The sequence below is a fragment of the Rhodococcus sp. DK176 genome (assembly GCF_038447315.2).
Lineage (GTDB): Bacteria > Actinomycetota > Actinomycetes > Mycobacteriales > Mycobacteriaceae > Rhodococcus_F > Rhodococcus_F jostii_A.
In genome coordinates, this window is the sequence record NZ_CP118321.2 from 3,280,022 (window position 1) to 3,292,264 (window position 12,243).

13 protein-coding genes are annotated in these 12,243 nt (G+C 66.5%); 7 read left to right on the forward strand and 6 right to left on the reverse strand.

Translation table 11 applies throughout. From position 1 onward, the window contains the following. Nucleotides 1–49 precede the first annotated feature (49 nt). Nucleotides 50–478 (forward strand): MarR family winged helix-turn-helix transcriptional regulator, encoded by a 429-nt coding sequence (locus PSR88_RS15480; RefSeq protein ID WP_016882148.1) that lies wholly within the window; start codon nucleotides 50–52, stop codon nucleotides 476–478. After that, the gene (locus PSR88_RS15485; protein ID WP_016882147.1) at nucleotides 462–1,898 is read left to right on the forward strand and encodes an MFS transporter; all 1,437 of its coding nucleotides are present in this window, start codon (nucleotides 462–464) and stop codon (nucleotides 1,896–1,898) included. Before PSR88_RS15480 ends, PSR88_RS15485 begins: the two co-directional genes overlap by 17 nt. Here the strand turns inward: PSR88_RS15485 and PSR88_RS15490 are convergent. Genes PSR88_RS15490 through PSR88_RS15505 form a run of 4 tightly spaced genes read right to left on the reverse strand, consistent with a single transcriptional unit; the run spans nucleotide 1,895 to nucleotide 6,006 of the window. Then, entirely contained in the window at nucleotides 1,895–3,091 is a 1,197-nt protein-coding gene (locus PSR88_RS15490) for an acetyl-CoA C-acetyltransferase (protein WP_016882146.1), read from the reverse strand. The two genes, PSR88_RS15485 and PSR88_RS15490, sit on opposite strands and share 4 nt — an antisense overlap. Nucleotides 3,092–3,109: 18 nt before the next feature. Next, nucleotides 3,110–3,562: a MaoC family dehydratase gene (locus PSR88_RS15495; protein ID WP_016882145.1), complete on the reverse strand. Its 453-nt coding sequence runs from the start codon at nucleotides 3,560–3,562 to the stop codon at nucleotides 3,110–3,112. 46 nt (nucleotides 3,563–3,608) lie between these two features. Next, nucleotides 3,609–4,832: an acetyl-CoA C-acetyltransferase gene (locus PSR88_RS15500; RefSeq protein ID WP_016882144.1), complete on the reverse strand. Its 1,224-nt coding sequence runs from the start codon at nucleotides 4,830–4,832 to the stop codon at nucleotides 3,609–3,611. A 4-nt stretch (nucleotides 4,833–4,836) separates the two neighbouring features. Next, nucleotides 4,837–6,006 (reverse strand): acyl-CoA dehydrogenase family protein, encoded by a 1,170-nt coding sequence (locus PSR88_RS15505; RefSeq protein ID WP_020476788.1) that lies wholly within the window; start codon nucleotides 6,004–6,006, stop codon nucleotides 4,837–4,839. A gap of 231 nt (nucleotides 6,007–6,237) precedes the next feature. Here PSR88_RS15505 and PSR88_RS15510 point away from each other — a divergent pair, with 231 nt between their 5' ends. The 4 genes from PSR88_RS15510 to PSR88_RS15525 are packed head-to-tail and all read left to right on the forward strand — an operon-like array spanning nucleotide 6,238 to nucleotide 9,470. After that, nucleotides 6,238–6,588 carry an AMP-binding enzyme gene (locus PSR88_RS15510; protein ID WP_016882142.1) on the forward strand — a complete coding sequence of 117 codons (351 nt, stop codon included), beginning with the start codon at nucleotides 6,238–6,240 and terminating at the stop codon, nucleotides 6,586–6,588. Between the two features lie 22 nt (nucleotides 6,589–6,610). After that, nucleotides 6,611–7,801 carry an acyl-CoA dehydrogenase family protein gene (locus PSR88_RS15515; protein WP_016882141.1) on the forward strand — a complete coding sequence of 397 codons (1,191 nt, stop codon included), beginning with the start codon at nucleotides 6,611–6,613 and terminating at the stop codon, nucleotides 7,799–7,801. A 14-nt stretch (nucleotides 7,802–7,815) separates the two neighbouring features. Further along, the gene (gene fabG, locus PSR88_RS15520) at nucleotides 7,816–8,559 is read left to right on the forward strand and encodes a 3-oxoacyl-ACP reductase FabG (protein ID WP_009475780.1); all 744 of its coding nucleotides are present in this window, start codon (nucleotides 7,816–7,818) and stop codon (nucleotides 8,557–8,559) included. A gap of 41 nt (nucleotides 8,560–8,600) precedes the next feature. Continuing rightward, nucleotides 8,601–9,470: a LysR family transcriptional regulator gene (locus PSR88_RS15525; RefSeq protein WP_016882140.1), complete on the forward strand. Its 870-nt coding sequence runs from the start codon at nucleotides 8,601–8,603 to the stop codon at nucleotides 9,468–9,470. Here PSR88_RS15525 and PSR88_RS15530 read toward each other — a convergent pair. Further along, nucleotides 9,410–10,303: a LysR family transcriptional regulator gene (locus tag PSR88_RS15530; RefSeq protein WP_016882139.1), complete on the reverse strand. Its 894-nt coding sequence runs from the start codon at nucleotides 10,301–10,303 to the stop codon at nucleotides 9,410–9,412. The two genes, PSR88_RS15525 and PSR88_RS15530, sit on opposite strands and share 61 nt — an antisense overlap. A 163-nt stretch (nucleotides 10,304–10,466) precedes the next feature. On the opposite strand from PSR88_RS15530, the gene PSR88_RS15535 reads away from it, so the two are divergent. After that, a complete protein-coding gene (locus PSR88_RS15535) occupies nucleotides 10,467–11,159 on the forward strand; it encodes a GntR family transcriptional regulator (protein WP_237724050.1) in 693 nt (230 codons plus the stop codon). Between the two features lie 334 nt (nucleotides 11,160–11,493). Here PSR88_RS15535 and PSR88_RS15540 read toward each other — a convergent pair whose 3' ends face one another. Continuing rightward, nucleotides 11,494–12,204 carry a TetR/AcrR family transcriptional regulator gene (locus PSR88_RS15540; RefSeq protein ID WP_016882138.1) on the reverse strand — a complete coding sequence of 237 codons (711 nt, stop codon included), beginning with the start codon at nucleotides 12,202–12,204 and terminating at the stop codon, nucleotides 11,494–11,496. Nucleotides 12,205–12,243 lie beyond the last annotated feature (39 nt).

Consider the following 12,243-nt stretch of genomic DNA (forward strand, 5'->3'; position numbering starts at 1 on the left):
CTCCCCATTTAGTCAATTAAATTGATCAATTTGGTTGTACGCTTTGCTCATGATCACCGAACAGGCCACCGCGCAGGTCCTGCGGGAAGCGCTGCGCCCGATCTGGCGACAGCTCACCGCGGGCAGGTCGATCTCGGTCGGCAAGATAGGCGTGCTCGCCTACCTGTCGAAGCACGGACAAACGTCTGCCTCGACACTCGCGGCGGCCGAGAGGATCAGCCCCCAGGCGATCGCCACGGCCGTGCGCGAACTCGAGAGTCTCGGTCTGGTTGCACGGACGCCCGATGAGCAGGATCGACGCCGGATCTGGATCGAGCTCACCGATGCCGGCCGGGAGAGGCTGGCGCAGGAGCGGTCGAAAGGCCTGGACTGGCTGGAACACGCCATCGCGGAACGGCTGACGGACGAGGAAAAGAAGACTCTCGACTCCGTCGTCCCGATTCTGCGCAAGTTGGTGGATGATGCCCCCGGTTACTGAGTCCACAACGAGTCCCCGATTACTGCCGGCCCTGGCGTATGCCGCCCTGACGACCGCGATCGTCAGTTCACTCGGCATGCTCCTGGTGCCCACGATCTCCCACGACATGCACGTCGAGGTGAGCACCGGCCAATGGATGCTCACTGTCAACCTCCTGGTCGGCGCGGTCGCAACACCGATCATGGGCCGGCTGAGCGACGGCCCCCACAAGAAGCGCCTGCTCCTGTGCTCCCTGACCACGATCCTCGTCGGTTCGATCGTCGCGGCCGCCGCTCCCAACTTCACCGTCTTCCTCATCGGGCGCGCGTTGCAGGGACTCACCTACGGAATCGTTCCGGTGACGATCGCTCTGGCCCGCCGCTATCTCCCCGAGAACCAGGCCCGGCTCGGCATCTCGAGCCTGTCGGTGACGGTGACGACGGGCCTCGGACTCGGATACCCCCTGACCGGCATCCTCGCCGATCTGCTCGGGTTCCGTTTCGCCTTCTGGTTCGCGGCGCTGTTCCTGGTCACCACCATCCTCGTCGTCTGGCGTGTCGTTCCCGCAGGCCCCGACGAGCAGGCACCACGCAACACCCTCGACGTCCCGGGCGCACTGCTGGTCGGGACCGGACTCGCGTCGCTCCTCGTCGCCGTCAGCGAAGGCTCCCGGTGGGGCTGGGGCTCGCCGTGGATACTCGGATTCTTCGCCGGGGCGGCGACACTGCTGACGGCGTGGTCCCTCGTCGAACTGCGCACCCCGTACCCGCTGATCAACCTGCGAGTATTGCGCAACGGTGACGTGCTGGTCGCGAACAGCACCGCGATCGGCCTCGGCGCCGCGATGTACATCGGACTCTCGATCGGCAGCCTCATCGCCCAGGCGCCCGCCTCCACCGGATACGGCATCGCGCTGCCCCTGTTCTGGGCCGGATTCGTGATGCTTCCCCTGTCGGTGGCAAGTTTCGGCGCGAACCGACTCGTCCGCGCGGTCTCGCACCGGATACGCATGAGGACTCTGCTGCTCGTCGGTGCAGGCCTCGTGACGGCCTCGAGCGTGCTCCTCTGGGTCGCCCACAACGCGCTGTGGGAAATCCTGATCGGGATGTTGGGGTTCGGGGCCGGAATGGGCATGACGTACGCGGCGATGCCGGCCCTGATCGCCCGCAGCGTCGCCGACACCGAACTCGGCAGCGCCGTGAGCTTCAACCAGGTGCTGCGCACCGTCGGCGGTTCGTTCGGCAGCGCCCTCGCAGGTGCGGTGCTCGCGGCGAACCTGGCACCGGACCTACTTCCCACCGAAAACGGAATCAGGCTCGCTCTCGCCGTGGGTGCCATCGGGTGCGCGGTCGTCTTCGTCGCACTCCTCGTCAATCACGTGATGTCGCGTCCGCCGACCCCGCTGTCGGAGCCGGCGGACGCGCGCATCAGTGGGGGCTAGGCGCCCTCGACGATGGCGGCCATTCCCTGCCCGCCACCGATGCACATCGTGAGAAGCGCCTTGCCGCCGCCCCGTCGCCGCAATTCATGCAGCGCGGTGGTCGTCATTCGGGCGCCGGTCGCGCCGATGGGGTGTCCGAGCGAGATCCCGGACCCGTTGACGTTGAGGCGGTCTCGGTCCTCGAATCCCCATTCCTTCAGGACGCCGAGCACCTGGCACGCGAAGGCCTCGTTCAACTCGATCAGCGTGAAGTCGTCGAAGCTCGCGCCCGTCCTGCTGAACAGCTTGGACGTGGCCGCGACCGGCCCGAGCCCCATCAGCGCCGGTTCGCACCCGGCGGCGGACCACCCGGCGAGGAAACCCATCGGCTCGAGCCCGAGTTCGTCGAGTTGATCTTCGGCGACGACGAGCATCGACGACGCGGCGTCGTTCTGCTGACTCGCGTTGCCCGCGGTGACGACACCGTCTTTGAGAGCACTCCGCAGGCGCGCCAGGGTCTCGGGCGTGGTTTCCGGGCGGATACCCTCGTCCCGCGCCACGACGGTGACGTTTCCCTTCCGGTCGGTGATCTTGACCTCGATCACCTCGTCGTCGAACTTTCCTGCCTCCCAGGCGGCGTGGGCCTTGGCGTGGCTTTCGGCGGCGAACGCGTCCGACTCCTCACGGCCGATTCCGCATCGGGTCGCGACGTTCTCGGCGGTCTCGATCATGCCGCTGATCTTCCCGAACCGCCATTCCGGCTGGGAGCGTTCCCGCCCGCGGTCGAGGCGGTCGTACAGGTTCAGCGATCCGGCGCGGGTGCCCCAGCGGGCACCGGTGGTGTAGTGCTCGATGTTGCTCATCGACTCGACGCCGCCGGCGAGCACGACGTCGGCTGCGCCGGTCTGCACCATCATCGACGCGGTCACGAGGGCCTGCAGGCCCGTGCCGCACCGGCGGTCGGTCTGCAGTCCGGCGACGCGGATCGGCAGTCCTGCCTCGAGGGCCGCCCACCGTCCGATGCACGGGGCCTCGGAGTTGGCGTACGACTGCCCCATCACGACGTCCTCGATGAGAATCGGGTCGATCCCGGACCGCGCCACGGTCTCCTTGATCACGGTCGCGGCCAACGTCTCTGCCGGGACGTCGCGCAGTGCGCCGCCGAAACGACCGACCGCGGTGCGGACCGGGGCGACCAGTGCTGCTCTTCGCATGTGTTCTTTCCTTGTGTCTCAGGCAACCAGGACGCGGACGGTTTCGGCGACGCACGCCGGCTTGTCCGCACCCTCGATCTCGATGGTGTATTTGACGACCACTTGCGCGCCCTGCTTCGTGTGCTCGAACGACACGATCTCGCCACCGGCCCGCACCTTCGCCCCGACCTTCACCGGCTGGGGGAAGCGAACCTTGTTGAGACCGTAGTTGATCACCAGCTTCACGCCGTCGACGCGGATGAGGTCGGCGCCGAGTTTCGGCAGCACCGACAGCGTGAGGTAGCCGTGGGCGATGGGGGCGCCGAACGGGCCCTCGGCGGCACGCTCGGGATCGACGTGGATCCACTGGTGGTCGCCGGTGGCGTCGGCGAACACGTTCACGCGTTCCTGCGTGATCTCGAGCCAGTCGCTGTGGCCGAGATGTTCGCCGACTGCGGATTCGACGTCGTCGATTCCCTGGAATACGCGCATGACACTCTTTTCGGGTCGGCCCGGAACCGGGCGGAAGTGGAAACGGCTAGATGTTGACGTTCTCGAACACGGCCGCGATGCCCTGCCCACCGCCGATGCACATCGTCTCGATGCCGTAGCGGGCCTGGCGACGGTCCAGTTCACGGAGCAGATTGGCCAGGATGCGACCGCCGGTGGCGCCGACAGGGTGACCGAGGGAGATGCCGGATCCGTTGACGTTGAACCGGTCTCGCATGTCGGACTCGTCGAACTTCCACTCCCGCGCGCACGCCAGCACCTGCGCTGCGAACGCCTCGTTGATCTCGAGGAGATCGATGTCGTTCAGGGTGAGCTTCGCCCGGGTGAGGGCCTTGTCGACTGCCGGCACCGGGCCGATGCCCATCCGGTTCGGCTCCACTCCGGCGACACCCCAGCTCACGAGCCGGGCGAACGGGCGCAGGCCCAGACGTTCCGCGTTCTCGGGGGTGGTCACGATCGCGGCAGCGGCAGCGTCGTTCTGGCCGCACGCGTTCCCCGCGGTCACTGTCGCCTCCGGGTCGACGCGTGACCGGATGGGCCGCAACGCCGACAACGACTCGGCCGTGACATCGCGGCGCGGGTGCTCGTCGGTGGTGACGACGACGTCGGACTTACCGCGCTTGCCCGGCACCGTCACCGGGATCGTCTCGGCGTCGAACAGGCCGCCGTCCTGGGCGCGGATCGCACGCGCGTGGGATTCGGCGGCGTACGCGTCCTGCTCCTCACGGCTGATCGAATACTCACGGCGCAGGTTCTCCGCGGTCTCGATCATGCCGCCCTCGACGGGGAAGTTGACGCCGCCGGAATTGGTGCGGGGCTTGGCCAATCGATCGTGGAATTCCACCGACGCACCCTTGACGCCCCAGCGCATTCCGGTGCTGTAGAACTCGGTCTGGCTCATCGACTCGGCGCCGCCCGCGATCACCAGATCGCTCATCCCGGTCTGCACCTGCATGGCCGCGTAAATGACCGCCTGCAGCCCCGAGCCGCAGCGGCGGTCGAGCTGGATGCCGGGCACGGTGACGTCGAGGCCGGCGTCGAGCGCAGCGATCCGGCCGATGGCCGCAGCCTCGCCGTTGGCGTAGCCCTGACCGAAGATGACGTCGTCGATGTCGTCGGACGTGAGCGACGTCCGTTCGATCAGGCCCTTCAACACAGTCGATGCGAGGGTAGTGACGGGGATGTCGCGGTACATGCCGCCGAATCCCCCGACGGGGGTGCGGACTGGTTCACAGATCACTGCGTCGTGCATGGTCTCAGAGTGCTTTCTTCGCTTCGCGGACGAGGCCGCCGCCGATGATCAGGCGCTGGATCTCGCTGGTGCCCTCGTACAGGCGCAGCAGCCGGACCTCACGGTAGATCCGTTCCACCGGAACGTCTCTCATGTATCCGGTGCCGCCGTGGACCTGCACCGCGAGGTCGGCGACCTTGCCGGCCATCTCCGTGCAGTACAGCTTCGCCACCGACGGGGCGATCCGACGGTCCTCACCGCTGACGTACTTCTGCGCCGCGTCCCGCACCAGCGCGCGGCCCGCGGACACGCCCACCTGCTGGTCGGCGAGCATGGCCTGCACCAACTGGAAGTCACCGATCGGGGTGCCGCCCTGCTTCGTGACCGCCGCGAAGGCGACGGACTCGTCGAGCGCCCGCTGAGCGCTGCCGACGGCGAGAGCGGCGATGTGCACGCGGCCCCGCGCGAGCGACGTCATGGCGGCGCGGTAGCCGGCCTCCTCACTGCCGCCGACCAGGGCGGATTCGGGGACGGTGACGTCGTCGAACGCGACCTCCGCGGTCCAGGCACCCTCCTGGCCCATCTTCTTGTCCTTCGGCCCGACCACGACACCGGCGGTGTCGGCGGGAACGAGGAACACCGCGATGCCGGTGCCGGTCTCGTCGGCGGGACGGGTGCGGGCGAAGACCACGAACAGATCGGCCAACGGTGCATTGGTGATGAACCGTTTGGTGCCGTTGATCGTCCACTTGCCGTCCTTCAGGACGGCGCGGGTGGTCAGACCCGCCGGGTTCGACCCGGCCTCCGGCTCGGTCAGTGCAAACGACGCGACCACGTCACCGGACGCGATGCGCTCGAGCCATTCCGACTTCTGTTCGTCCGTACCGAAATTCACCAGCACCTGGCCGGCGATCCCGTTGTTGGTGCCGAACATCGACCGCAACGCCAGGCTCGTGTACCCGAACTCCATGGCCAGTTCCACGTCCTGGGTGAGGTCGAGTCCGAGCCCGCCCCACTGCTGCGGGATGGCGTACCCGAACAGACCCATCTCCGCCGCCTTGCGGCGAATGTCGTCCGGAATCAGGTCCTTTTCCGCGATTTCATTTTCCCTGGGAATTACTTCCTTCTGAATAAAGGTTCTCGTCTGCGCGAGAATGTCCTTGAAGTCTTCGTCACTCACTTCGCGTTCAGCCATGAAGGTGAATATCCAGCAACCCGGCCTCGCTGTCAAGCGAGTGCCGCGAACGAGAATCCGCAGCGCAGACGGCATTTACGACCCATAGGAACAGGGAAACTGTCGGTTTCCTACAGCGTCTTTGACCACGGCGGTCCGAGGCACTTCAATAGGTGTCAGTGTCCGGAGGAATTGTCCGGGCATATTCACGAACAATGAAATTTCCCGGCGAGATGGAACTCGATATTCGACATGGTTGGCAGACCCGAGGACGCACTCCTCTACAAGGGCTACACCGTCGATCCGCACGAACTGGAACAGCTGTTGCTGTCACGACGAGGCATTCTCGACGTCGTGGTGGTCGGCCACTCCGTTCCCGGGGTCGGGGAGATGCCCGTCGCTTTCGTGGTGGCAGAAACCACGGCGCGCATCACCGCCGCGGAACTGATCGAGTTCGTGGCGGCCACGGTGCCGCCATACAAGAAGGTGCGCGAGGTGGTCTTCGTCGACGAGTTGCCCCTGTCCCCACGGGGTGCGGTCCTGCGGTCCGCGTTGCGCGACCGTCTGAATGACGTGCACGCCGAGCAGAGTACGGAGAAATGATGAATACGGGACAGGTGGAACAATGACACGACTGGCGCAGACCGCCGGGCTCACGGACACCCAGGGCGAGATCGTCTCGGCGGTGCGGGAGTTCGTGGACAAGGCGATCATTCCGCAGGCGCAGGAGCTCGAACATTCCGACACGTACCCGACGGCGATCGTCGAGCAGATGAAGGAGATGGGCCTGTTCGGGCTCACCATCCCCGAGGAGTACGGCGGAATCGGGGAATCCCTCCTCACCTATGCACTGTGCGTCGAGGAGATCGCGCGGGGCTGGATGAGCGTGTCCGGGGTCATCAACACCCATTTCATCGTGGCACACATGATCGCCAATCACGGCACACCCGAACAGAAGGCCCACTACCTGCCGCGCATGGCGACGGGTGAACTGCGCGGCGCGTTCTCGATGTCCGAGCCCGAACTGGGTTCCGACGTCGCCGCCATCCGGACCAAGGCGGCCCGGGCGGCGGACGGCGACTACGTGATCGACGGCCAGAAGATGTGGCTGACCAACGGTGGGTCGTCGACGCTGGTGGCGGTGCTGGTCCGCACCGAGGAGGGTGCGGCGAAGCCCCACGACAACCTCACCGCGTTCCTCATCGAGAAGCCCGCCGGGTTCGGCGAGGTGCTTCCCGGGCTCACGATCCCCGGGAAGATCGACAAGATGGGCTACAAGGGCATCGACACCACCGAGATGGTGTTCAGCGGCTACCAGGCCGCCGCAGACACGATCCTCGGCGGCGACCCGGGCCGCGGCTTCCGGCAGATGATGGACGGCGTCGAGGTCGGCCGCGTCAACGTCGCCGCCCGCGCGTGCGGGATCGCACAGCGCGCGTTCGAACTCGGCGTGAAATATGCGAAGACTCGGGAGACTTTCGGCTCGCCGATCGCCGAACACCAGGCGATCGCCTTCCGGATTGCGGAGATGGCGACCAAGGTCGAGGCGGCACACCTGATGATGGTGAATGCGGCGCGGCTCAAGGACTCCGGGGAACGCAACGACGTCGCGGCCGGGATGGCCAAGTACCTGGCGAGCGAGTTCTGCTCGGAGGTGACGCAGGACAGCTTCCGGATCCACGGCGGCTACGGCTATTCCAAGGAATACGAGATCGAACGCCTCATGCGGGAGGCACCGTTCCTCCTCATCGGTGAGGGCACCAGCGACATTCAGAAGCAGATCATCAGCCGCGGGCTGCTGCGTTCGTACAACTGAGGAAGGAAGAATCAATGACACTTCTCGAGGGACGGGTCGCCGTCGTCACGGGCGCGGCCCAGGGCATCGGTTTCGAGATGGCCCGGAAGTTCGCGAGCGAGGGCGCGTCGGTGGTCCTCGGTGACATGCATGCCGAGAACGTCAAGGCCGCCGCCGGAAAGCTGGAGGCCGACGGCTTCCAGGCCGTCGCCGTCGCCTGCGACGTGACCGATCCGGATCAGATGCAGAACCTGGGAAAGACGGCGATCGACGCGTTCGGCGCGATGGACGTGTGGGTCAACAACGCCGGCATCACCCGCGACGCGACGCTGCGCAAGATGTCGCTCGCCGATTTCCGCTCCGTCATCGACGTGCACCTGCAGGGCGCGTGGCTGGGCACTCAGATCGCGTCGATCGCGATGCGGGAGGCCGGCAAGGGTTCGATCGTGAACATCTCGTCGATCTCGGGCAAGGTCGGCATGGTCGGGCAGACCAACTACAGCGCCGCGAAGGCAGGCATGGTGGGCCTGACCAAGGCGGCCGCGAAGGAGGTCGCCCACCTCGGGGTGCGGGTCAACGCGATCCAGCCCGGCGTGGTGAACACCGACATGATCCGCGCCCTGCGCGCCGACATCATCGAAGCGAAGCTCAAGGAGGTCCCGATGGGCCGCGGTGCCGAGCCCGAGGAGATCGCGAACGTCGCACTATTCCTCGCGTCCGATCTGTCCAGCTACATGACGGGCACCGTTCTCGAAGTCACCGGCGGACGTCACATCTGACAACCGGCGGATCGACGGGTCGTACGCAGTAGTCTGCACTGGTGGAGTCGCGTCACGTCGAGTACTTTCTCGCCACCGTCGACAACGACGGCCTCGCGCTCGCGGCTGAGGCCCTGGGCGTCACCAAGCCGTCGTTGTCGAAGGGGCTGCGCAATCTCGAGCGTGACCTCGGCGTCGAACTGTTCCACCGCGTGGGCCGCGGCCTGGTGCTCAGTGCGGCGGGAAAGGCATTCGTCGGTCCGGCGCGGAAGATCGTGCGAGACCTGGTGGCCGCCGAGAGTTCACTCGTCGACGTCTCGGGACTGCCGCGCGGCCGACTCGACATCTGCGCGTCCGCGCACGTCGCGGAAGGCCCCGTCACGGAACTGATCGGGTCCTTCCGCAAGCAGTATCCCGGCGTGGTCGTCCGGCTCGCCGACCTGCGGCCGGTCGACGTCATCGCCTCGCTGATCCGAGACGGACACTGCGAGATCGCCTTCAGTCATTTCCCTTTCGCTGCAGCCGGATTGACGACGCGCGTCCTCGGAATCCACGAGTACTGGCTGGTGGTTCCGCACGACGCCGAGATCGACTGGCGGGATCCGTTCCCCCTCGACGATCTTCCGAGTATTCCCGTGGTGGGGTTGCCCAAGGAGTCGTCGTCGCGCACCGTCATCGAGAAGGCACTGCAGGCCGCTGGGAGCCGGACGATCATGTCGGCCGTCGTCGAGCAGCGGGAAGCCGTCGGCGCGTTCGTCGTCGAGGGCGTGGGAATGTCGTTCATGGAACGCACCCTTGCGGAACGGGCCGCGGTCGGCGGAGCCCGGATCTGTACCCTCGACCCGCCGATCACCGTCCCGTACGGGGTGATCTACGACGAAGCCCGGCTGTCTCCGGCCGGACGCGCGTTCCTCGATACTCTCGCGCCCTGAGCCTCGTCGAGCGCGGCGATGAATGCCGCCGCCGCGGGCGGAAGCGGATCCGGTCGATGGACGAGACCGATGGTGCGCACCTGCGGCGGTGCGAGCGAGCGCACCACGACCCCCGGCAGTTCCTGCTCGGCGACGCGCCGCGGGAGCAGGGTCGCCCCCGCACCCTGGACAACCAGTTCCCACATCGACTGGCGATGCGCACACTCGACGGCGATGTTGTTCACCGGCAGTCGTGGACGCGACCCGATCTCCACGATCATGGGAATGTCGGCAAGCAGGTCGACGGGTACCGGATCGGGTAGTTCGATCGCCAGATCGGCGTGGAGCGCGAGCACGATCTCCTGTTCCCCCACCACCCGGAACTCGAGCCCCTGGTGGTCGACGAGCAGTTCGGTGAGCCCGAGATCGCACTCACCCGACCGGACCGCGCGGCCCACACCGTCGGGAACGTCCGCCGACACCGTGGCCAGGACCACGCGCGGGTACTGCCGGTGGAACCGGCCGACGATCCGCGGAAGCGGATCGGCGGCAAGGGAATTGAGAACCGCGATCGTGAGCGTGCCGGACCGCAGTTCCGCGACGTCGTGCACGACCGCCCGCGCCCGCTCCACATCGGCGAGGACCTGCCGCGCCGCATGCGCGAACGACGTGCCCGCCGGGGTGATCCGCAGCTTCCGTCCTCCACGATCGAACAATTCGACACCCAGATCGCGTTCGAGAGTGCGGATCGCCTGCGACAGCGACGGCTGCGCGATGAACAGCGCCCGCGCGGCCTCTGTGATGCTGCCGTGATCGGCCACGGCGACGAGGTATTCGGCGTCCCGGATGTCCACCAGTCGAGTCTAGCGGCCACGCAGTTTACCGAAACCACGCCGGTCGACGAGGTGCGCAACCAAATTGAAGGTCTGCGACCGCCCCGTTTCACAAGCCCGCAACCACATTAGAGGTCGATGGTATATTATGTCTAGTCTCATATCCGGGAAGGTGCGTCCGCCGATGCCGCTGCATGACAAATCAAGGCGACAGCAACTTCCGGAGGAAGTTGCCTCGTATGTACGCGAGATGATCATTTCCGGCGACGTGCGTGCAGGCGATTTCCTCCGCATCGAGCGGATTGCCGAAGCCGTGGGAGTCAGCACGACGCCTGTCCGCGAGGGGCTTCTTACACTCCGGAGCGAAGGTTTCGTCGAGTTGATCCCCCGTCGAGGCTTCGTCGTGGCCCCGTTCACGAAGCAAGACGTGCGTGACCTCTTCTGGGCTCAGGCGCAACTGGCCGGTGAACTGGCTGCCAGGACCGCGAAGAACATCACCCCCCAGCAGGTCGCCGAACTCGAGGGAATCCTCCAGCAGCACCAGGACGCCATCGCCCGGGGCGACACGGAACGTATCGCCTCCCTCGGTCACGCGTTCCACCGCAAGATCAACCTGACCGCGGACTCTCCGCGCCTCGCCCGACTCCTGGGCTCCGTCGTCACGAATCTTCCGAACCGCTTCTACGCCACCATCGAGGGCCACATCACCACCACACAGCAGGAGCATCCCGTCCTGCTCGAAGCCTTGCGCAAGCACGCGAGCAAGAGAGCAAAGACTCTCATGGAATCGCACATTCTGGACGGCGCAGATCACCTGATCGAAGGACTCGAGCAGCGCGGGCTGTGGGATGCCGACGATGCGGCGAACGCGGGCTGATGCGCGGCCTGTCGCCCGTCTCCGTTCTCAGCGCCGTGCGCGCTGCACCGCAAGCAAGTTCGCGATGAGCCCGGTCGAGCCGAACGCCACGCAGGTAGGCGGTGGGTGTCGGGGGGATTGACTTGCGGAAACGCGGCGCTGCCGGAAAATGGAGCCGCTGGCAGGGAAAGCCGTTCGATACGAACTGGTCTGCTCGGTAACTGCACCCACAGATGCCGTCGACGTTCTCGCGGTCGTACACGGCTTCGATGACGTCATCCGCGTCCCCGTCGCTCACTACCCCGTCGGTGTTGTGGCGGAACGAACGGTGTCGTTCGAGCCCGCTCACGATTCGCTAGGCCGACTCGGCGCTCTCGCGCTCGGCGGCCGCCAGCACGGCCTCGACCACCAGATCGTAGATCGTCCGACGATCGATACCGGTCAGCTCCGTGATGTGGGCGCGAGCCGTCGGATACTCGCCGTCGGGAAGATGCGCGTAGATGCGCGTCCACGACGCGGCGTCCTTCGCCTGGATCTCGGGATCCAGTGTGGCGAGTACGGCGACCTGCCCGGCCAGCCCGAGCGTGGCGTCGGCGAATGCCCGGTAGTACCGGACCGTGGCTTCGCGAGACAGGCCCGACCGCGCGAACGTCTCGAGGATCAGCTCGACCATTCGGCGCTCTGCCGGACCGCCCGTCGTACGGGCGAACGTCAGCGCCGCGATGGCAGGTGAGCGGACCGCGGTCGCCCAGATCCGATCGGCGATGCGCCGCAACGTGTCCTGCCAGTGCTCGCTGTCGGGCACATCCCCGATCTCCTCGAGCTCGACGGCGGTCGCGTGGTCGTAGACGGCCAGCAGCAACTCGTCCTTGTCACGGAACAGCCGGTACAGAGTCGTCGCATCGACCTTCAGTTCCTCGCCGAGGCGACGCATCGTCAGCCCCGCGGCGCCGTCACGCCGAGCGAGTTCGAACGCAGCCTTCACCGCGGCTTCCTGCTGCAGCCCCTTGCGTTCACGCCGCGTCGTCCGCCCCGGCGTTGTGGCGCGCGCAGTGCCCTTCGCCATCGTGCTCCCCTCGATTCCTCGACCGATCCACCGTAGCAA